Genomic DNA, 21,002 nt, shown 5'->3' with positions numbered 1-21,002 from the left:
AACTGACGGGCGGAGGGAGATTACTCAGCGGAGTCGGTGGACCGCCTCGGTGAAGTAGCGGCCGCGCTCGGGATAGTTGGTGAACATGTCCATCGAGGCGGCCGCGGGGGCCAGCAGCACCGTGTCGCCCTCCTGGGCGATGGAGGCGGCCCGAGCGACCACCGCGTCCATGACCGTGTGCTCGGGCGGCGCGTCCGCGGCGGGGCCCTCCACTTCGACTACGGGCACGTCCGGGGCGTGCTCGGCCAGGGCTTCGCGGATCCGCTCCCGGTCGGCGCCGATCAGCACGGCGCCGCGCAGGCGCTCGGCGGCGCCGACGACCAGCTGCTCGACCTCAGCGCCCTTGAGGAGGCCGCCGGCGATCCACACCACCGATGGGTAAGCGTTGAGCGACGCGGCGGCGGCGTGCGGGTTGGTGGCCTTGGAGTCGTCGACGTAGTCGACACCGCCGACCGCGGCCACGTGCGCAATGCGGTGGGGCTCGGGCTCGAACGCGGCCAAGCCGGCGCGTACCGCCTGCGGTGCGACCCCGACCGAACGGGCCAGGGCGGCCGCGGCCAAGGCGTTGGCGACGTTGTGCGGCGCGGCCGGGCGCACGTCCGCCAGTCCGGCGAGCTCCTCGGCGCTGCTGTGCGGCTCGGCGACGAAGGCCCGGTCGACGAGCAGCTCCTCGACCACACCGAGCTCACCGGCCTTGGGGGTGTCCAGACGAAGGCCGATCATGGGGGTGTGGGGGTCGCCCTCTTCCTCGGCCAGGCGCACCGACCAGGCGTCGGCGGTGTTGGCCACCCGGATGGTGCCCCGGGCGAACACCCTGCCCTTGGCCCTGGCGTAGGGCTCCAGCCCGCCGTGCCAGTCCAGGTGGTCGGCGGCGATGTTGAGGACCGTGGCTGCGTGCGGGCGGACGCTGTTGGACCAGTGCAGCTGGAAGCTCGACAGCTCCACGGCGAGGATGTCGTGCACGTGGCCGTCGGCGTCGGGCAGGACCGCCTCCACGACAGGGGTGCCGACGTTGCCGACCGCGAGCGCGTCGCGGCCGTCCGCGCGCAGCATCGCCTCCAGCATGCGCACGGTGGTGGTCTTTCCGTTGGTCCCGGTGATGGCGAGCCACACCTGGCCGGCGGGTTTGATCCGCCATGCCAGCTCCACGTCCCCGATGACCTCGATCCCGGCCTCCGCCGCGCTGACGAGGAGTGGGGAGTCGGGGCGCCAGCCGGGAGAGGTGACGACCAGGTCGCAGCCCTCGGGCAGCGTGTCGGAACCCAGGACGACCTCGGCTCCGGCCTCGGTCAACGCAGCCGCCCCCGGGCGGGTGGTGTCGTCGTCGCGGCCGTCGACGGCGACCACGCGGGCGCCCCGGGACAGGAGGGCCCTGGCGACGGGGGGACCGGAGACACCCAGGCCGGCGACGCAGACCCGCGCGCCCGCGAAGGGGTTGTCGCCCTCGGCGGACGCGGGAGCTGCGGAGGTGGAGTGATGGTGGTGCGGCATGCTTCTAGCTTGGCATCCATTCCAGGTAGAAGAGTCCGATCGCGACCGCCATGAACAGGCCCTGGATGATCCAGAACCGGATCACGATCGTGGTCTCCGCCCAGCCCTTGAGTTCGAAGTGGTGCTGGAGCGGGGCCATGCGGAACACCCGTTTGCCGGTGAGGCGGAACGAAGTGATCTGGATCATCACGGACATGGTGATGATGACGAACAGACCACCGATGAGCAGCAGCAGGAGCTGGGTGCGGGTAGTGATGGCCAGTCCCACGATGAGGCCGCCGAGGGCCAGGGAGCCGGTGTCGCCCATGAAGATCTTGGCGGGCGGGGCGTTGTACCAGAGGAAGCCGAGGCACGACCCGAGTACGGCTGATGCGACCACGGCCAGGTCCAGAGGGTCCCGGACCGTGTAGCAGTTGGCGGTCAGCGCTTCCACGCAGGACTGGCGCAGCTGCCAGTTGCCGATGATGACGTAGGCGGCCAAGGAGAGGATGACCGCGCCGGTGGCCAGACCGTCCAGGCCGTCGGTCAGGTTCACGGCGTTGGAGAAGCCGACGATGAGGAACAGCGCCCAGATGACGAACACGCCGATCATCAGCGGCGGCCCGAAGTCGCGGAGGAAGGACAGCTGGGGCGCGGCCGGGGTGTAGCCGTACCCGTTGGGGAACATGGTGACGCCGTAGGCGAAGCCGACGCCGACCACCGCCTGGCCGACCATCTTCGCGCCGCTGCGCAGACCCAGGCTGCGGCGCTTGTAGATCTTGATGAAGTCGTCCAGGAAGCCGACGGCGCCCATACCGACGAACAGGAACATCACCAGCAGGCCGGAGGCCGTGGGGGTGGTCCACAGGGCCAGGTGCGAACCGAAGTAGCCGATGACCGCACCGAGGATGATGACGATGCCGCCCATGGTGGGGGTGCCCTGCTTGGTCTTGTGGCCCTCGGGTCCGTCGTCGCGGACTTCCTGGCCGAACTTGAACCGGTACAGGAGCTTGATCAGGGGCCGCATGGACAGCATGGACACGATGAGTGACAGTGCCGCCGCTACGGTAATGCCGATCACTGGACATCACCCTTGGTGATGAGGTCGATAACCCTTTCGAGCGCAGCCACGCGCGATCCCTTCACAATGACGACGTCTCCTGTGCGCATCCGTTCGCGCACCGCGTCGGCTGCCGCCTCCGCGTCGGGAACCCGGATGCTCTCACCGTTCCACCGCCCTTGCTGAGCGGCGCGTTCGGCGCCGACGGCGATCCCTTCGGCCGCCGAGCCGACCACGACCAGGTGGGCCGCGCCGGTCTCGGCGGCCATCTCACCCACCCTCTCGTGCTCGGCGTGGCCGTCATCGCCGAGCTCCGCCATGTGGGCGAGCACGGCGATGGACCTGCGGTCCCGGGCGAGCGCGCCCAGGGTGGTCAGCGCCGCCCGCATCGACTCGGGGTTGGCGTTGTAGGCGTCGTTGACGAGGGTGACACCGTTGTGTTCGGTGACCTCCATCCGCCAACGGCTGACCGGGGTGGCCGCGCCAAGGGCCGCGGCGATGTCTTCGATGTCCATGCCGAGGTCGTCGGCGACGGCCGCGGTTGCCAGCGCGTTGCTGACCTGGTGGGCGCCGACCAGTCCGAGCCTGACCCGGGCCGTGCGGCCGCGCAGGTTCAGCGTGAAGGACGGGGCGCCGTCGGCCTCCAGGTGCACGTCGGTGGCGCGCACCTGGGCTTCCTCTGCCGTGCCGTAGAGGACCACACGGGCCTCGGTCCGGGACGCCATCGCGCGTACCCGCGGGTCGTCGGCGTTGAGGACGGCCACGCCACCCGCGCCACGACGGTCGGTTCCGGCAGGGAGGGCCTCGACGAGCTCTCCCTTGGCCTGGGAGATGGCGTCGCGGTCGCCGAACTCACCCATGTGCGCGCTGCCCACGTTGAGGACCACGCCGATCCGGGGCGGGGCGACGTGGCACAGGTGGGCGATGTGTCCGATGCCGCGGGCCGCGACCTCCAGCACCAGGTGTTTGGTGCCGGTGCCCGCCCGCAGCACAGTGAGCGGGTGGCCGATCTCGTTGTTGAACGATCCGGCCGGGGCCACGGTGGGTCCCATCCGTCCGACGACCTGCGCGACGAGGTCCTTGGTGGTGGTCTTCCCGGAGGAGCCGGTGACCCCCACGACCTCGGTCGTGGCCGCCTCGCGCGCCGGGTCGCTGAGTTCCCCGGCCACGTGGCGGGCCAGCCGGGCCAAGGCCTCGACAACCTCGTCGTCGCCTCCGTCCACCAGAAGATGGGGGGCGTCGACAGGGCGCGATACCAGGACCGCGACCGCCCCGGCGGCCACGGCCGCTTCGGCGAAGTCGTGTCCGTCGACCCGTTCACCGCTCAGCGCGACGAAGAGCGCTCCTGGCGCCACCTGTCGTGAGTCGATGACGACGGGGCCGTCGATGACGGCGTCGGGGCGCGCTGATCCGCCAAGGGCGGTTTGGGTGATCTCAGCGATCCGATCGAGCGTGAGCGCGATCAAATCCACTCCTCATGTCGGGCCCGGCTCACGACGCCCCAGGGGCATTGGCCACCCGGCCTCGGGTTCGGGTCAGGGGATGGCACCGCGGAAAACCGTGCGCGCGGTGCCGCGCCGGGCTTCCCCACGGTTTCGGCCTGCACCGTGCCGTGGGCGCCACCGTGGGCGGCACGTGTCAGGCTGCGATTGCCGGACCTACCTTAGAACATGTTGGGGTGTCTGGGGTCCCGGCGGGGCCCCGTGTGAAGCAATATGCGCTACTTCGTGACCGCTATCGGTCGCATCACTCACGTTCCGCGCACGTCAGCAGCGTGCGGGTAGCGGGGGACACGGCGCGGGGCCGTGTCCCGGTCGGGTGGAAATCCCGGGGCGTGTCCCCGAGGTTTCGCGGGCTCACCGATCGTCCGGCGGCCGGTGCACGTTCTGGAGGGCGCTGCCGAGCCGTTCGCTGGCGCGGTTGCGCAGTGCGTCCTCGATGGCCGCCCGCAGGATTTCGCGGTCGTCGAAGGGCAGCACCTCCCCCTTGACGTACTGGCCGGTCTCGTGGCCCTTGCCCGCGACCACCACCACGTCTCCCGGGCCGGTTCGGTGTACACCCAGCCCGATGGCTTCGGCGCGGTCGAACTCCACGGTGACCCGGGCACGCTGGTCCTCGGGGACTTTGGACACGCCCTCCAGCATCGCGGTGGCGATGGCGACGGGGTCCTCGGTGCGCGGGTTGTCGTTGGTGATGATCAGCTGGTCGGCCAAGCGGGCCGCAGCCTCACCCATGAGCGGTCGTTTGGCCCGGTCGCGGTCGCCGCCGCAGCCGAGGACCATGGTGACCTGGCCGTCGGTGGTGGCCCGCAGCGCGCCCAGTACGGCCTCGATGGCCCCGGGTTTGTGCGAGTAGTCCACCAGGGCGGTGAAGTCCTGGAACCCAGCGGATGCGGACGCCTCGACCTGCTCCATCCGGCCCGGAACACCCGGTGCCACGGCCACCCCGGCAATGGCGGTCTCCAGCGGCAGCCCGGCCTCGACCAGGCCGACGATGGCGGCCATCGCGTTGGAGACGTTGAACGGACCGGGCAGGGCCACGGAGGCCTTGGCTTCCATGCCGCCGGGGCCGACGATACGGAAGGTGCTCCCGGTGGCTCCCAGATGGACGTCAACGGCCGTCCAGTCCGCCGCCATGGCGTTCCCCGGCCCGGCGTCCGAACCGCCCTCCACGGCGAAGGTGGTGATCGGAACCTCGCCGCGTGCCTCGACCATGTCCACGAGCGCCCGGCCGAAACGGTCGTCCGTGTTGATGACGGCGATGTCGCAGTACTCGGGAGAGAACAGGCGCGCCTTGGTGTCGAAGTAGTCGCGCAGGTCCGAGTGGAAGTCCAGGTGGTCCTGCGACAGGTTCGTGAAGACCGCGACGTCGTAGCGCGTCCCACCGACGCGCCCCAGGGCCAGGGCGTGGCTGGAGACCTCCATGGCCGCGGCGGCGACGCCGCGCTCGCGCATGACCGCGAACAGGCCGTGCAGGTCGGTGGCCTCGGGTGTGGTCAGGGAGGAGGTGACGCGCTCGTCGCCCACCCGCATCTCCACGGTCCCGATCAGACCGGTGCTCATCCCGGCCTGGCGCATACCGGACTCGATCAGGTAGCTGATCGTGGTCTTGCCGCTGGTGCCTGTGGTACCGACCAGGAGCAGCTCCCGGGCGGGGTCGTCGTAGACCCAGGCCGCCGCGGTGCCAAGCGCGGCTCGCACGTCGGGCACGACCACGACGGGCAGGCCGGTGGCGGCGGAGCGGTCGGCTCCCGCGGTGTCGGTGATGATCGCCGCGGCCCCCGCCTCGACCACTTGCTGCGCGAAGTCGGCGCCGTGCGCGCGGGTACCGGGCAGGGCCGCGTACAGGTCTCCCTGGCGCACCTTGCGGGAATCGTGGGTGATGCCGCGGACGTGCACCTCCCTGCCGGGCATCTCGGCTGGGCGGTCCGCGCTGAGGTCCGGGCGCAGAAGTGTGGTGTCCGGCCCGAGCAACTCTGCTAGGGCGGACAGTGGACGGAGTTTGGTGTGTTCAGGTCGCATTACCGGTGGCACGTGTGGAGGTTAACGGGTGTGGAGGACCTGTCGGTAATTTCCACGCTGCGTTCTCGGGTCATTCGCCCTTCGGGTCCTGCCACCAGGTTACGCTCCTCTCCACCCGCGATGATCTTGACCCAGCTCCACCCGCGAGCGCCGAGGTTGGAGAGCAGAGGCAAGATCATCCGTATCCGAGGAGGGTTCTTGATGGGTGGGCGTCCGCTGGTGCTCGACGGTGGCCTGGCCACCCGGTTGGAGTCGTACGGGTGCGACCTCGGCGGCGGGCTGTGGTCGGCCCGGCTGTTGGCCGAAGCGCCCGAACTGATCGCGCGGGTGCACCGGGACTACTTCGAGGCGGGCGCGGACGTGGCGATCGCGGCCGGGTACCAGGCGAGCGTGGGCGCGTTCGGCGGGCACGGCATCCCCTCGAGTGAGGCCCGAGGCCTGATCGCCAGGTCCGTGGAGCTGGCGCGGGCGGAGCGGGACGCGTTCGGCTCCGGCCTGGTGGCGGCCGGAGTGGGCCCGTACGGCGCGGCCCTGGCGGACGGTTCCGAGTACACCGGCGCCTATGGCCTGGATGAGGACGAGCTGTACTCCTGGCACCGGGAACGCTGGCGGGTCCTGACGGACGCCGGGGCGGACCTGGTGGCCTGCGAGACCCTGCCTTCGCTGAGCGAGGCCCGGGCACTGGCCCGGCTGCTGTCGGACACCCCGGGGGCACGGGCGTGGTTCAGCTTCTCCTGCTCCGACGGAGAGAGGATCAGCGACGGCACACCCCTGCGGGACGTGGCGGCGGAGCTTGCGCCGCTGTACGACCGCGGGCTCCTGGTCGCGGTGGGGGTGAACTGCGTGCCGCCCCGGAACGTGCCCCCGCTCCTGCGGGAGGTGGCGGCTGCGGGGCTGCCCTCGATCGCCTACCCCAATTCAGGTGAGCTCTGGGACGCCCGGAACGGGCGCTGGACCGGCAGCGGAGACCCGGAGGGGTTCGGGTCGGCGGCCACCGCGTGGTGCGCGGACGGCGCGGTGTTCGTGGGCGGCTGCTGCCGCACCGGCCCCGAACACGTGCGCGCCGTCCGCGCCGGTGTCGACTCGGTACCGCGCTGAGCCCGCTCCGGACCAGCCGTCGGAACGGCCCTAGCCGGCGTCCTCCTCCTCGTCCTCGAACAGGCGGATGGCCGGGGCGTCGGAGTCCGACGGCGGGACCTGCATGGTCTTGAGGGCGAAGGACATGATGTCGTTGAACACCGGGCCGGCCGCCTCACCGCCGTAGTAGGTGTCCTGCGGATTGTGCAGGACCACCTGGACCACCAGTTCCGGGTCGTCGGCCGGAGCGAAACCGGCGAAGGTCGCCGTGTACCCGCCGTCGTCGTAGCCGCCCGTCTCCGGGTTGATCCGGTTGGCGGTACCGGTCTTGCCCGCGACCCGGTAACCGTCGATCCGGGCCTGCGGGGCGGTGCCTTCGTCGCTGGTGACGGCCTCCAGCATCAGGGACAGGTCCTCTGCCGTCTCCTCGCTGATCACGCGGGTCCGTTCGGCCTCTTCGGCGGGGTTGAACTCCCCGTCGCTGTCGACCGTCCCGGCCACGAGCTGGGGCTGGACCCGGACGCCGTCGTTGGCGATGGTGGCGTAGACCGATGCCATCTGGGTGGCGTTCACGGAGAGGCCGTGGCCGATGGACACCGACGGCAGCTGGGTCCCCCACCAGTCGTCGGGGTCCGTGAGCACACCGGCCTCCTCCCCCGGCAGTGCCAGGCCGGACGGCTGCCCGAGCCCGAAGTCCTCCATGTAGGAGTGCAGCACACCGGCCTGCACCTGGTCGGCGATCTTGATCGTGCCGACGTTGCTGGACTGGGCCATGATGCCGTTGGTGGTGAGCCTCTGGGTCCCGTCGTTGCTGGCGTTGCGGAAGGTCTGGTCGTAGTACTGGAGGGCGTAGGGCACCGTGTAGACGGTGTCCGGCGTGGTCTCGCCCTCCTCCAGCGCGGCCGCGGCGGTGATCACCTTGTTCGTACTGCCGGGTTCGAAGGTCTCGGCCACCGCACCGTTGGACCACTCCTCGGGTCCGGTCTCTGAGATGTCGTTCTGCGAGTACGACGGGTAGTCCGCCATCGCGAGGATCTCGTGGTCCCGGTTGGTGACGATGGCACTGCCGCCCTCGGCCTCCAGCTCCTCCACCCGTTCGGCTAGCGCCTGCTGGGCGTACCACTGGAGGTCGCGGTCCAGAGTCAGGCGCACGTCCTGGCCCGGCTCGGGTTCGCGCACCAGACCGCCGGCCATGGGGATCTGGGTTCCGTCGCTGCCGACCTCGACCTGGCGCTTGCCCGCCTCACCCGCGAGGGTCTCGTCCAAGTACCCCTCCAGGCCCTCGAGGCCGTGGCCCTCCGCACCCACGAAGCCCACCAGGTCGGCGGCTCCGGTGTCCTCGGGGTAGACGCGCTCGTAGTCGACGTCGGCGCCCACCCCGGACAGGCCAAGGTCCTGCAACTCCTGCCAGTCGGACGGCGCGACCTGGGTGGCCACCACCTGGTAGCGGCTGGGCGCGGCGTCGACCTGGGCCGCGACCTCGTCCTCGTCCAGGTCGAAACGGGTGACGAGCTCGTCCACGAGTTCGTCACGCTCCTCCTCCTCGACCTCCGCGGGGTCCACGAAGACGGTACGGACCTCCGTCGACAGGGCGAAGGGGTTGCCGTCGGCGTCGGTGATCTGGCCGCGCAGAGTGGGGATGTCGATGGTCTGCATCCGCAGGTCGGCCGCGGCCTCCGCGTAGGTTTCGGCCTCGATGCCCTGGATCTGGGTCAGCCGCCCGGCGAAGAGCACCATGATCACGACGATGATGATCCCGCCGATCTTGATCCGCTTGCGCGGGTTGCCCGCACGGAAGGTACGGCGCAGCATCGGGGGCGGAGGCGGCGGGGCCGGGCTCTTGCGCCTGGGCCGTTCACCGCCCCGCCGTACCTCGCGTGCCGGACGTCCCTGGGCACTACCGGAGGAGCGGGTGCCGGCGGAGCGGCCGCGCGCGCCTCCGGCAGGGCGCCGCGGCTCGCGTTCCGGGCGCTTGCTCGGCCGGGACCCGGAACGGCCGGACGCTCCGGGTCTGCGGGGGTCGCGGGGGCGTCGGTCCCGGGGGTTGCTCACTCACTGCTCCCTGTGTCCCCGGTGATCTCACCGTTGTCCAGGTCGAGGAAGCGCGGGGCCTCGCCCTGTTCCATGCCCATCTCCTCAGCCTCCTCAGCGATGCGCTCCGAGGTCTCCAACTGGGACACGTTGCGCTCCAGCTGCTGCTCCACGTAGGACAGCTCACGGTTCTCGGACTGGAGACTGGTGATGGCGTAGGCCTCCTGCGCCACTACGCTGCGCAGGACCAAGAGCGCCACCAGAGCACCGCCGAGCAGGCACAGGATGAGCAGGACGAAGGGGATCTTCGGCGCAGGACCGGTGCCGCCGGGGCGGGTGGTGCGCGTCGTCGCCGCTGGGCGGGTGGACCGTTTGGGCGCTGCTGGACGCGCCTTGGTGCCCGTGCGACTTGTGGTCGTACTCCGCCCCTTCGTGGTGCGGCGCGTCTCCGTCTTCGTACCCATCAGCTCTCCCTACTGCCGCGACGGCCAGCGCACCCGTTCGGCCGCCCTGAGGCGTGCCGACTGCGCGCGCGGGTTGCGTTCGTTCTCTTCGTCCGTGGGGAGTTCCGAGCCCCTGGTGAGGAGCCGGAGTTCCGGTTGGCGGTCCGGGAGGGGGACCGGAAGGTCAGCGGGCGTGGTGTCCTTCGCCAGGGCCACGAGGGACTTCTTAGTGATCCGGTCTTCGAGTGAGTGGTAGGAGAGCACGGCGATGCGGCCGCCGACGCCGAGCCGCGAGAGGGCCGTCGGCAGCGTCTCCTGGAGGATGGCGAGTTCGGCGTTGACCTCGATGCGCAGGCCCTGGAAGGTGCGCTTGGCGGGGTGGCCACCGGTGCGCCGGGTGGCCGCGGGAATGGCGTCGCGGACCAGTTCGGCCAGTTCGCGGGTGGAGTCGATGCGCCCCTTCGCGCGGCGGCGGTCGATCGCCTTGGCCACACGTGAGGCGAACTTCTCCTCCCCGTACTTGCCGAGGACCCTGGTGAGTTCGGCGACGGAGTAGTCGTTGACGACCTCGGCCGCGCTGAGCGCTTGGGTGCGGTCCATGCGCATATCCAGTGGCGCGTCGTGCGCGTAGGCGAAACCGCGGTCGGCCTCGTCCAGCTGTGGCGAGGAGACGCCGAGGTCGAGCAGGATCGCGTCGGCCTCCTTTACCCCGGCCTCGTCGAGGGCGCGGGGGATGTCGGAGTAGAGGGCGTGCACGAAGTGCGTGCGGTCGGCGTAGGGGGCCAGGCGCTTGGCACTGCGCTCCAAGGCGGTGGTGTCGCGGTCCACTCCGACCAGGCGCATGCTCGGGCAGGCCTTGAGCAGCGCCTCGGAGTGTCCGCCCAGGCCGAGCGTGCCGTCGATGAGCACTGCCCCGGGGTGGCTGAGTGCCGGGGCGAGCAGCTCCACGATCCGGTCGAGCATGACCGGTACGTGACGGGGGGCCGTGTCGGCCTGGCTCTGTTCGTTCTGGCTCTGGTCGGGCGAGTCGTCCCCGTCGGACTGCTCGTGCTGCCGTTGGTCCCCCATGCGGTGCCGTTCCTCCACGCTCTCGCGGTCTCCCCCTGAGTCCGTGGAACGCACTGGGCACGCCCCACGGTGTCCTTTCGCGTGGCCGACCGGGATACCGGCAGGCCTCCGGACACGGGCGCTATTGTCCACCTTTCGGCGGGCGTACGCTCACGACCTGGCACCGGGGAAGTCGCGCCAGCTCGTGTGACCGTCTCCGGAGACCGCTGCCGGTCCCGGTATTGCATGGACTCAGTACCCTCGCGCGGGCGGAGGCCGCCCCGCTCAGAGCACCCCGGGCAGCACCTCCTCTGAGAGTTGCGAGAACACCTGCTCCTGTTCGGCCTCGTATTCGGACCACGCGGCGGCGTCCCAGATCTCCAGGCGTGTGTTGGCGCCGATGACCACGCAATCGCGGTCCAGGCCCGCGTATTGGCGCAGGTGCGGCGGAACCGTGACCCTGCCCTGCTTGTCGCAGGACTCGTCGGACGCGCTGGCGAACAGGACGCGGCTGAAGTCGCGGACCGCCTTGGCGGTGACCGGTGCAGAGCTCAGGGCTTCGGTGACGCGACTGAACTCGGCCGTCGGAAAGACGTAGAGGCAGCGCTCCTGGCCTTTCGTGATCACCAAACCCCCCGACAGTTCGTCGCGGTACTTCGCGGGAAGGAACAGCCGTCCCTTCTGGTCGAGGCGGGGCGTGTGGGTGCCGAGGAACACACGCTCACCCCCTCACCCCCTAAGTGGAGAATTCACCCTCTCCACGGTGCTCCACCTTACTCCACTCCTCCCCACCGTCAACAGCTTCAATCCGCATTCACCAACCCAAGAATCGACAAATCCGCAGGTCAGGACGGTGGAGCAGAGGTGGGGCAGCTCAAAGCCCGTGCGCGTGGCACACCACCCGTCCATCACGCACCGACGACCTGCGCGAACACTGCGCCGGACGTGCCTGATACGCGCGGAACCCAGTGGGGTAGAGGCAACCCCATGGAACGAGGGCTTTGGCGGGTTATCCACATCCGTCCCACCCTCGAGGAGGGCGCCTCCACGAATGATCGGAAGAATGTCTAGCTTCCTTTTAGCCACTTGCGTAGCGGGAAGCCCATTCGTCCGCCGATTCCAGCACTTTGGTTTGCAATCGGTCTGATTGGCCCTAGCCTCGGATCGATACACCGGGGCATGACTTGAGCGGGAGGGGACTCGTGTCACTCGGCACACAGCACGACGGTCACGGGGGCGGCGTTCGGGAGGACATCGGCGCCGTGGTCTCCGTCGCCGAGCGCGTCCGCGGCGCGATCGAAACGGTCATCGAGGGCAAGCCCGACGTACTGCGCATCTCACTCACCGTTCTGCTCGCGGAGGGGCACCTCCTGATCGAGGACGTCCCCGGTGTGGGAAAGACCATGCTGGCCAAAGCCCTGGGCCGGGCCGTGGACTGCTCCGTACAGCGCGTCCAGTTCACCCCGGACCTGCTACCCAGCGACATCACCGGGGTCAGCGTCTACCACCAGGACCGCAACGAGTTCGAGTTCAACCCCGGACCGGTGTTCGCCAACATCGTGCTCGGCGACGAGATCAACCGCGCCTCACCCAAGACCCAGTCGGCCCTCTTGGAGTGCATGGAGGAGCGCCAAGTCAGCGCGGACGGGCAGACCCGCGCACTGGAACGCCCGTTCATGGTCGTCGCGACCCAGAACCCTGCCGACATGGAGGGCACCTACGCCCTGCCGGAGGCGCAGCGGGACCGGTTCATGGCCCGTGTCTCGGTCGGTTACCCCTCGCCCCAGGCCGAACTCGACATGATCGACAGCCACACCACCCAGTCGCCCCTGGACGCTCTGGCCCCCGTCACCAACGCCGCCGAGATCCGCGACCTGGTGGGGCGCGTCCACGGCATCCACATGGCACCGGGCATGCGCCGCTACGTCGTCGACCTGGTGAACTCCACCCGGACCGCACCCGAACTCAAACTGGGCGCCTCGCCCCGCGCCACCCTGCACCTGGTGCGGGCCGCACGCGCTCACGCCGCCCTGGAGGGGCGCCACTACGTCGTCCCCGACGACGTACAGGCCCTGGCCGTTCCCGTGCTCGCCCACCGGCTGCTCCCCGGTCCCGAAGCCCAGATGGAGCGGCTCAGCGCCGAGCAGATCGTGGCCAAGCTGGTCGCCCGACTTCCCGTTCCCGGACCCCGCTGACCCGGAGCGTCCACACGACCCCCGAGAGAGGGCCCATGCGCCCGAAGCGAACCCTCACCGCCCGCGGCGGCCTCATGCTGTTCTTCGGAGCGGTCGCCCTCGTGTGCGGTTTCGTCGTCGGCCAGAGAGAGCTGGTCGGTGTGGGACTCCTCCTCGTCCTGGTGCCGCCGCTCTCGGCCCTGACCGTGTTCGGTGCGACCGGGCGCGTGGCACACAGCCGTGCCCTGCGGCCGGCGCGGGTTCCGGCCGGGACGGACACCCGGGTGCTGGTCCGGATCGGCAACACCTCCCCCACCTGGCCGGTCGCCTGGGTGCGCGTCGAGGACACGCTTCCCGTCCGGCTCGGCTACGAGCCGCGCTACACCGTGGGCCATCTGGCACCGCGCGCCGTCCGGGACGTCACCTACCTCGTACGCCCCGCGGTCCGGGGCCGCTACCCGGTGGGCCCGCTGCGGGTGAGCGTGGTGGACCCGCTCGGCTGTGTGCGGGTGACCCGCCTGGTCGGTGCACCCACGCCGCTGCTCGTGACCCCGCCCGTCGTCCGGTTGGCCACCCTCGGAGCGGCCGGCGGTTCACAGGGGGAGAACGCCCCGCGCCGCGCGGTCACCGGTGCCGGGGAACAGGACCCCATCCCCCGCGAGTACCGGTACGGCGACGAACTGCGGCGGGTGCACTGGCGGTCCACCGCCAAGCACGGCGAACTGATGGTGCGGCGGGACGAACAGCACTGGCGCGAGCACAGCACTCTGCTGCTGGACACCCGCGAGACCGCGCACACGGGTGTGGGCACTTGGAGTTCGCTGGAGACCGGGGTGAGCGTGGCCGCCTCGATCGCGGTGAACATCCTCGACAGCGGACACGAACTGCGCTTCCACACCGAGCGCGGACACCTGCACACCGAGAACGCGTCCGGGGTCCTGGACGGGCTCGCCACCGCCGAACCCTCCAAGGCCACCAACCTGATGGGCGGCATCAGCGCCCTGGAAGGGGCACGCGGGGCTTCGGCGAGCCTGGTGGTGGCGGTTCTCGGCGCAGTATCGGCGGAGGACGCCGCTGCGCTCTCCCGGGTGCGCGGGACCGGGACGCACGTGGCGGTCCTGTGTTCTCGGGCCGGCTGGCCGGAGCCGGGGTCCGCACAGCGCATCGCCGAGCTGCTGACCGCCAACGGTTGGCGTGTGGTGACCGTGGCCGACCCCACCGAACTGCCCCCGCTGTGGCACCGGGCGATCTCCCCCCAAGGTGAGGGCGGCCCGGTCCATGCGGGGCACCGCTTCACCCGGGAGGGTTCGCGTTGAGAGCACTGATGCCCCTGGCCGCGCTCGTCGCGATGCTGGCGGCGCTGCCCCTGCTGGGCGGCCTGGTCCGCGGCGGGGACTGGTGGGTCCCGGCCGCCCTCCTCATGACTGCGGTCGCCGCCGTGTCCGCCCTGTACCGCGTGGGGGGCTGGAACCCCCTGCCCGTCCCCTTCCTGCAGCTGCTCTCCGCCGCTCTGCTGTTCACACCGCTGTTCGCCCCAGGGACGGGATTCCTGGGCATCGTGCCCACCCCCGCCACGTTCGAACTGGCCTGGGAACTGTTCCAGCAGGGGGTGCACAGCATCGACACCAGTGCTCCCCCGGTTACGCCCTCCCATGGGCTGCAGATGATCATCACGTTGGTCTTCGTGGTGTTCGCGATGACCTCGGACTTCCTGGCAGTGACGGCCCGTTGCCCGGGGATGGTCGGCGGGCTGCTGCTGGCGCTGATCCTGGTCCCGCTTACCGTGGACGGCACGGGCCTGACCTGGGTACAGGCCGGGGTCTGCGCCGCGGGCTTCCTGGCGCTGCTGGCCGCTGACATGTGGGTCCGGAGCCGCGAGTGGGGCGCCCGGGTACCGGACGGACAGGGCCCCGCGGGGCGCTTCGCGTCAGGTGCCACCCGGCTCGGCATCGTGGTCACCGCCGCGTCGACGGCGATCGTGCTGGCCCTGTCGATCCCCCTGATGGTGCCTTCGCTGCGCACCGACGCCTTCTACGCGATGGCCGACGGCAGCCAGCTCGGTACGGGCGACACGGTGACCACCCAGCACCCGCTGGTGTCACTCCGCCGCGACCTGGCCGCCTCCTCCGACCGGACCGTGCTGACCTACCGGACCGATGCCGAGGACCCGGACTACCTGCGCACCTTCGTCCTCGACGAGTTCGACGGCGAGAACTGGACGATGACCCCCGTGTACACCGGCCGCGACTCCGGTATCGACAACGACTTCCCGCTGCCCCCGGGATGGACCGAGGAGGCCGAGGACGCGGTCACCACGCGGGTGTCGCTGGACGCCGACTCGCCCCGCATGGACTTCCTACCGATCCCCTACCCGGCCCGCTCAGTGGACATCTCCGGTGACTGGTACGTGGACCCCGAGACGCTGATGGTCTTCACCACCGGTACGCCCCAGACCGGGTTCAACTTCGCCGTGGAGTCCGCGGAGCACCAGCCCGATTCCGAGACCCTCGACACCGCCGGTCCGCCCAGGTCCCTGAACGACGACCACCAGGACCTGCCCGGAGACCTGGACGAGAGGGTCCAGGAACTCACGGACGCCGTGACGGAGGGCGCCGAGTCGCCGTACGAGAGCGCGACCGCCATCCAGGACTTCTTCACCGACGGCTCCTTCACCTACGACCTCGACCCTCCCCCCGTCCCCTCCGGCACCGACCCGCTGACGCACTTCCTGTTCGACGACCGGGTCGGCTACTGCGAGCAGTACGCCGGGGCGATGACGGTCATGGCCCGCCAGGCTGACATCCCCGCACGGGTCGCCGTGGGCTACACCGCCGGTGAGAACGTGGGCGACGACCGCTGGGCGGTATCGGTCGGCGACGCCCACGCCTGGCCCGAGCTCTACTTCGAGGGGTCCGGATGGGTGCGCTTCGAGCCCACGCCCTCCTCGGCCGACGGGCAGGGGTCGGCTTCGGTGCCCGACTACAGCTCCACCAGCCCCACAACCGACACCCCGCACGAGCCCGAACCCCAGGCGCCGACCTCACCCGAGCCGACCGAGTCCCCCGAAGACGAGGCCAGCCCCACACCCGAGGAGAGCGAGTCCCCGGAGGAAGAGTCGGGCGACGCGGCTGCCGGAAGTACCGAGGACGAGACCGGCGCGGCCGCCGTCCTGCCGTGGCTGCCGGTGTTGGGCGGCGTACTCGGCGCGCTGCTGTTGCTGGCCCTGCCGACCCTGGCCCGTGCCCTGGTCCGCTGGTCCCGGAACCCCGCGTTGACCGCGGGTGGAGCCGCGGGCGCGCACACCGCCTGGCGGGAACTCCGGGACAACTGCGTCGACCTGGGTGTGGAATGGGTGCTCACCGAGAGCCCGCGGGCGACCGCCGAGCGGCTGAGTGCCCTGCGGCGCGACGGGGGCGCCCTACCGGAAGAGGCCCGGGAGGCCCTGTGGCGGCTGGCACTGGCCGAGGAATCGGCCCGGTACGCGCCCGCACCCGAGCACGACGGACGCCTGGCGGACGATCTGGCGACGGCCCGGACCGGGCTGGCCTCGGTAACCGCGGACGGTGCCCGCTGGCGGGCGCTCCTGCTGCCGCGTTCCCTGGCGCCGTGGAACCGGCCGCGGGTCGCGAACGAGGCCGCCCCCGCCCTTCCCTAGGCAGAGTCCGCGGGTAGCGGCCGGCTCCCCGCGGTTCCGTGCCCGAATACCCGGCGGTTCCCTGACTGGACGTGCCCCCGCCCGGTCGGCGCCCAGTGACGGAATTCACGGGCCGCCGACCGGGCGGGAGGAGGCGGTCAGGCACCGTGGCGGACGTACCTTGCGGGCACAGGAAAACGGCGGGGCCCGCACACCGTCGGTGTGCGGGCCCCGCCGTCACAGAACACACGAACGCTCAAGGCGCTGGCCGTCCGGAGCCGGGGTGGGCGGAGCTACTGTTCCTCGCCCTGCTGGCGGCGGCGCCAGCGCTCCTCGAAGCGGTTCATCATCCCAGGGCGTTTTCCGCCCTTCTCCTTGCGCTTCTGTTTGGCCTCGGCCTCCTCGGCCTCGGCGGCCATCGCCGCCTCTGCCCCGCCGCCCGCGGCCTTGCGCCAGGCGTTGGCGCCCCACAGGAAGCAGGTGAGCATGAGGACGAATCCGAGGACACTGATGGTCACCGGAAGCGCCAGGGACGCGTCCGGGTTGCTCAGCAGCAGACCCAGGAGCAGCATTCCCATGCCGAGTACGAAGCCGACTCCGGCCTTGATGATCCAGCGCTTGTAATGGACCGCGGGGTTCGTCTGCCGAACTGTGTTCGCGAACTTCGGGTCCTCGGCATACAGCGCCCGCTCGATCTGGTCGAGCATGCGCTGCTCGTGTTCAGAGAGCGGCACGGCGCCTCCCTACTGCAGTCCCCGGTTGGGGTGACGGGTACTGATGAACAATCTCTTGGTCAGTGGTATGCCCAGAATACGGTGCACTAGCGCCTAGTGGAAAGAAAAGCTGCGTGTATACCTGACCCACTACGGTCACGATACCCTCGCCCTGTATCGGAAACACCGGCTTCCATGCCTCTCTCTCACCCTGACTCCGGTCCTACTCTGTACAACGCTCAGAGGGCCCCGGAAGTTGCCGCATCATACGTCGTTTTCGTCACGCTTGGCCAATACGGCCGACTGTATCGCGCCTGGACCGAAACGAGCTTTCACCCGGTCCATAACCCGCTCAACGTCCCGCCAACCCGTGTCCTCCTCCCCTAACGCCAACTGGTGGTGCGCCTGTTCCGTCGGGACCACACCCTCCACACGAACCCCCACCAGGCGCAGGGCCGAGCCCCGCAGGCCCGAAGCGGTGTAGAGGGCACGTGCAACGGAACTGATGTCCCGAGCGACGTCGGTGGCCTCGGAGAGGGTCTTGGCCCGGGTGATGGTGGAGAAGTCGGCCTTGCGGAGCTTGATGCTCACCGTGCGCCCCACCTGTCCCGAGGCACGCATCCGGTACCCCACCTTTTCCGCCAGGCGCAGCAGCTCGCGGTCGATCTTGTCGGGGTCGTCCACGTCCACGGCGAAGGTCTCCTCCGCGCCCACACTCTTGTCCGGGGTCTCGGGAACGACCGGGCTGGGGTCCTCGCCCCGGGCCAGCGCTGCCAGGCGCGTACCGGCCTTCTCACCGAGTTCCATCCGCAGCAGGTCGGTGTCGGCCCGACCCAGGGCGCCGACGGTGCGCAAGCCCAGCCGGACGAGCGAGCGTTCGGTCTTCTCCCCGACCCCGGGAAGCGCGCCGATGGGGAGCGGGTCCAGGAAGCCGTGGACCGTCTCCGTAGGCACGAGCAGCAGTCCGTCGGGCTTGCAGTGGGTGGAACCGAGTTTGGCGACGAAGCGGGTGGCCGCGACCCCCACGGAGCAGGTGAGCCGCTGTTCCCGCCGAACCCGTTCGCGGATCATCGCGGCGATGCGCGCGGGGCCGCCGAGACGGCGCCGGGCACCGGACACGTCCAAGAAGGCCTCGTCCAGCGACAGCGGCTGGACCAGGGGCGTCACCGAACGCAAGATTTCCATAACCGCCTCGGAGGCCCGGCGGTAGGCGGCCCCGTCCGGCGGATAGACCAGGGCGTCCGGGCACAGGCGCATCGCCTGCGCCATGGGCATCGCCGAGTGCACACCGTGGCGACGGGCGACGTAGTCGGCGGAGGAGACCACACTGCGTGGACCGAGGCCGCCCACGATGACGGGACGGTCGCGTGCCTCGGGGTTGCGCAGCTGCTCCACGCTCGCGAAGAACGCGTCCATGTCCAAGTGCAGGATGTGGCAGTCGTGGTCCGGCCCGGAACCGTCCACGGGAAAGTCGGTACCCAGCGGTGCGATGCCGTCCGAGGTGACCATACCCCGGAGTGCGGTACCGCGTTCCAGCTGACGTCGGCTCATAGTGCCAGGTTATGCCCTTCCCCCGACTTCCCTGGCCCTGGCCCGGAGTCCGGCACCGGCCAAAAAGAGGTCCCAGAACCCGGGAAGGGTGGACCTAGGGCCGGGGGAAGGGTGGGCCTAGGGCTTGAGCGCGATGGCGTGCAGCTGGGTGGCTATGCCAATGAGCTCGGGGTGGTCCGCGGCGGCCTTCTCCAACTCCACCAAGTGCTGTCCGGCCTGGGCATCGGCCTCCCAAGCGTGTCCGGGAAGGACGTCGGCGAACACCCGCACCCCGCGAACGCTCTCACCAGTCAGACCGGACTGGCCGATCAGCTCCAGGAGCTGCTGGCGGGTGAAGCGCCGCGGCATGGGGTCGGCCTCGCCCCAGCGGCCGTCGGCGTCGGAGAGCAAGTGCTGCGCATCGGTGATGTGCCCGGCCAGGGCCCGGTGCAGGGCCCCGGCGACCGCGTTGGTGACCACCAGGCTGACCGCGCCACCGGGACGGGTGATACCGGCGACGTCGGCCAGCGCGGAAGCCGGATCGTCGACGTATTCGAGCACGTTGTGCACCAATACCAGGTCGGCGCTACCGACCGGGAAGAGCGAGGCCAGGTCCTGGGTCTCCCCCTGGACACCGCGCACCACGACACCGCTCTCGGCGGCACGGCGCTCCAAAGCGGCCAGGGAGTCCGGGTTGGGCTCCACGACGGTCACGCGGTGACCGAGCTCGGCGAGCGGAACGGCGGCGCCACCGGTGCCCCCGCCGGCGTCGACGATCTCCACGGGCTCACCGTCGGAGAGGCGGGCCAGTAGCTGCGAGAGCGCGTCCCACACCACCGCGGTCCGCGCGGCGGTGGCCGCCCGCGCGGGTCCGGTCACACCGCTCGTCCCGTAACCGCCCGTCGCGGTCGCGGACGTGCCGCTCCTGTCAGTCACCTGCGTTCCCTCAATCATCTCGTGACCCGAGCCGTGCTCGGGGTGGGACCACCCGGCCTCGGTGCGAGGACTCAGAGCGAGAGCGTCGACTTGTTCTCCATCAAGCGTGACAGAAGTCCGCTGATGAAGTTGGGCGACTCGTCGGTGGACAGCTCCTTGGCCACACCGACCGCCTCGGCGATCGCTACGCCGTCGGGGATGTCCTCGGCCCACAGCAGTTCGTAGGCGCCCATCCGGAGGATGTTGCGGTCCACGACCGGCATGCGCTCGAGGGTCCACCCGATGGCGTAGTCGCCCAGGAGCTCGTCGATCCGGTCACGCCGCTCGTTGACGGAGCGGGCGAGCCGCTCGGTGAACTCGTTGATCGGCGGTTCGGGCTGGGCCAGCCGACGCTTGATGACGTCTTCCACCGAGGTGCCGCGCACCTCGGACTCGTAGAGGACCTCCACCGCGCGCCGACGGGCCTTGCGCCGTGCGCCACTCATCAGTTGACACGCCCGAGGTAGTCGCCCGTGCGGGTGTCGACCTTGACGCGCTCGCCGGTGGTGACGAACAGGGGCACCTGGATGGTGGCACCGGTCTGCACGGTGGCGGGCTTGGTACCGCCGGTGGAGCGGTCGCCCTGGACGCCGGGATCGGTCTCGGTGATCTCCAGCTCGACGGCTGCGGGCATCTCGATGTAGAGCGGGTTGCCCTCGTACGTGGCCACCGTGACCTTGGTGTTCTCCAGGAGGAAGCCCTTGGCGTCGCCGACCACGGCCTCGGGGACCGGGATCTGGTCGAAGGTCTGGTTGTCCATGAAGATGAAGGAGTCCCCGTCGTGGTACAGGTACTCCATGTCGCTGCGGTCGACGCTGGCGAACTCGACCTTGGCACCGGCGTTGAAGGTCTTGTCGACGATCTTGCCTGTAAGGACGTTCTTCAGCTTGGTACGGACGAACGCGCCGCCCTTGCCCGGCTTGACGTGCTGGAACTCCAGGACGTTCCAGAGAACGCCGTGATCGAGCCGCAGGGTCGTGCCGTTCTTGATGTCGTTCGTCGAGGCCACTTCGGTCGTCTCTCCCAGGGGTCTGACACGTCGGAGACCGGACTCGCCGGTCCGGTCGGTGGTCGATGGGGCGAGGCGCGGCCCCCATGGCGGCCGGTGTCTGTGTCCACCGGGCCCGGGCACTCCTCGCCTCTGACCAGTCTAGGGCACGTTCGGTGGGTGCTGCCCGTCGCGAGCGGCGGGGGGGTACTGCGCCGTAGGCGTCCGTTGAGGGTGGTGGCGGGCGACGGGTGGGCGGTGCTGGCACAAGGCCGAAGAAGGAGTTCCCCTACTGTGCACTGCCTCGCAAGCTCGCCAGCATCGCACAGCGGGGGCCCG

General features: G+C 70.3%; 17 protein-coding genes. 4 read left to right on the top strand and 13 right to left on the bottom strand.

Annotated elements, in window-relative coordinates; all coding sequences use genetic code 11:
• Positions 1 to 24: 24 nt before the first annotated feature.
• From murD to ACYVDG_RS09120, 4 genes are all read right to left on the bottom strand, one after another.
• Positions 25 to 1,491 carry a UDP-N-acetylmuramoyl-L-alanine--D-glutamate ligase gene (gene murD, locus ACYVDG_RS09135; RefSeq protein ID WP_460748193.1) on the bottom strand — a complete coding sequence of 489 codons (1,467 nt, stop codon included), beginning with the start codon at positions 1,489 to 1,491 and terminating at the stop codon, positions 25 to 27.
• 4 nt (positions 1,492 to 1,495) lie between these two features.
• Positions 1,496 to 2,551, bottom strand: a complete 1,056-nt coding sequence (mraY, locus tag ACYVDG_RS09130) for a phospho-N-acetylmuramoyl-pentapeptide-transferase (protein WP_460748190.1) — start codon at positions 2,549 to 2,551, stop codon at positions 1,496 to 1,498.
• The gene (locus ACYVDG_RS09125) at positions 2,548 to 3,996 is read right to left on the bottom strand and encodes a UDP-N-acetylmuramoyl-tripeptide--D-alanyl-D-alanine ligase (RefSeq protein WP_460748187.1); all 1,449 of its coding nucleotides are present in this window, start codon (positions 3,994 to 3,996) and stop codon (positions 2,548 to 2,550) included. The genes mraY and ACYVDG_RS09125 overlap by 4 nt, the downstream gene beginning before the upstream one ends.
• Before the next feature lie 390 nt (positions 3,997 to 4,386).
• On the bottom strand, positions 4,387 to 6,051 hold the full coding sequence (locus ACYVDG_RS09120; RefSeq protein WP_460748293.1) for a UDP-N-acetylmuramoyl-L-alanyl-D-glutamate--2,6-diaminopimelate ligase: 1,665 nt from the start codon (positions 6,049 to 6,051) through the stop codon (positions 4,387 to 4,389).
• A 201-nt stretch (positions 6,052 to 6,252) separates the two neighbouring features.
• On the opposite strand from ACYVDG_RS09120, the gene mmuM reads away from it, so the two are divergent.
• A complete protein-coding gene (gene mmuM / locus ACYVDG_RS09115; protein ID WP_460748184.1) occupies positions 6,253 to 7,149 on the top strand; it encodes a homocysteine S-methyltransferase in 897 nt (298 codons plus the stop codon).
• Between the two features lie 30 nt (positions 7,150 to 7,179).
• On the opposite strand, the gene ACYVDG_RS09110 is transcribed toward mmuM, so the two are convergent.
• The 4 genes from ACYVDG_RS09110 to mraZ form a co-directional block, all read right to left on the bottom strand.
• A complete protein-coding gene (locus tag ACYVDG_RS09110; protein WP_460748181.1) occupies positions 7,180 to 9,180 on the bottom strand; it encodes a peptidoglycan D,D-transpeptidase FtsI family protein in 2,001 nt (666 codons plus the stop codon).
• The gene (locus ACYVDG_RS09105; RefSeq protein WP_460748177.1) at positions 9,177 to 9,623 is read right to left on the bottom strand and encodes a hypothetical protein; all 447 of its coding nucleotides are present in this window, start codon (positions 9,621 to 9,623) and stop codon (positions 9,177 to 9,179) included. The genes ACYVDG_RS09110 and ACYVDG_RS09105 overlap by 4 nt, the downstream gene beginning before the upstream one ends.
• 9 nt (positions 9,624 to 9,632) lie before the next feature.
• Positions 9,633 to 10,670, bottom strand: coding sequence for a 16S rRNA (cytosine(1402)-N(4))-methyltransferase RsmH (gene rsmH / locus ACYVDG_RS09100; RefSeq protein WP_460748291.1), 1,038 nt, complete (start codon positions 10,668 to 10,670; stop codon positions 9,633 to 9,635).
• Positions 10,671 to 10,934: 264 nt separating this feature from the next.
• Positions 10,935 to 11,366: a division/cell wall cluster transcriptional repressor MraZ gene (mraZ, locus tag ACYVDG_RS09095; protein WP_460748175.1), complete on the bottom strand. Its 432-nt coding sequence runs from the start codon at positions 11,364 to 11,366 to the stop codon at positions 10,935 to 10,937.
• 485 nt (positions 11,367 to 11,851) lie between these two features.
• On the opposite strand from mraZ, the gene ACYVDG_RS09090 reads away from it, so the two are divergent.
• From ACYVDG_RS09090 to ACYVDG_RS09080, 3 genes are read left to right on the top strand one after another with little or no spacing between them, the layout of a single operon-like run.
• On the top strand, positions 11,852 to 12,844 hold the full coding sequence (locus ACYVDG_RS09090) for an AAA family ATPase (RefSeq protein WP_460748173.1): 993 nt from the start codon (positions 11,852 to 11,854) through the stop codon (positions 12,842 to 12,844).
• 35 nt (positions 12,845 to 12,879) lie between these two features.
• A complete protein-coding gene (locus ACYVDG_RS09085) occupies positions 12,880 to 14,139 on the top strand; it encodes a DUF58 domain-containing protein (RefSeq protein WP_460748169.1) in 1,260 nt (419 codons plus the stop codon).
• 8 nt (positions 14,140 to 14,147) lie between these two features.
• Positions 14,148 to 16,478, top strand: coding sequence for a transglutaminase family protein (locus ACYVDG_RS09080; protein WP_460748289.1), 2,331 nt, complete (start codon positions 14,148 to 14,150; stop codon positions 16,476 to 16,478).
• Positions 16,479 to 16,750: 272 nt separating this feature from the next.
• On the opposite strand, the gene ACYVDG_RS09075 is transcribed toward ACYVDG_RS09080, so the two are convergent.
• The 5 genes from ACYVDG_RS09075 to efp form a co-directional block, all read right to left on the bottom strand.
• Complete coding sequence (locus ACYVDG_RS09075; protein ID WP_460748167.1) at positions 16,751 to 17,191, bottom strand: DUF3040 domain-containing protein; 441 nt, start codon at positions 17,189 to 17,191, stop codon at positions 16,751 to 16,753.
• 243 nt (positions 17,192 to 17,434) lie between these two features.
• A complete protein-coding gene (dinB, locus tag ACYVDG_RS09070; RefSeq protein WP_460748164.1) occupies positions 17,435 to 18,721 on the bottom strand; it encodes a DNA polymerase IV in 1,287 nt (428 codons plus the stop codon).
• A gap of 117 nt (positions 18,722 to 18,838) precedes the next feature.
• A complete protein-coding gene (locus tag ACYVDG_RS09065) occupies positions 18,839 to 19,636 on the bottom strand; it encodes a methyltransferase domain-containing protein (protein WP_460748161.1) in 798 nt (265 codons plus the stop codon).
• Between the two features lie 71 nt (positions 19,637 to 19,707).
• A complete protein-coding gene (nusB, locus tag ACYVDG_RS09060; protein ID WP_460748157.1) occupies positions 19,708 to 20,121 on the bottom strand; it encodes a transcription antitermination factor NusB in 414 nt (137 codons plus the stop codon).
• Positions 20,121 to 20,684, bottom strand: coding sequence for an elongation factor P (efp, locus tag ACYVDG_RS09055; protein ID WP_460748152.1), 564 nt, complete (start codon positions 20,682 to 20,684; stop codon positions 20,121 to 20,123). Before efp ends, nusB begins: the two co-directional genes overlap by 1 nt.
• Between the last annotated feature and the right edge of the window lie 318 nt (positions 20,685 to 21,002).

It is taken from the genome of Nocardiopsis oceani (assembly GCF_054777395.1).
This window is presented reverse-complemented; position numbering and strand designations above follow the sequence as displayed.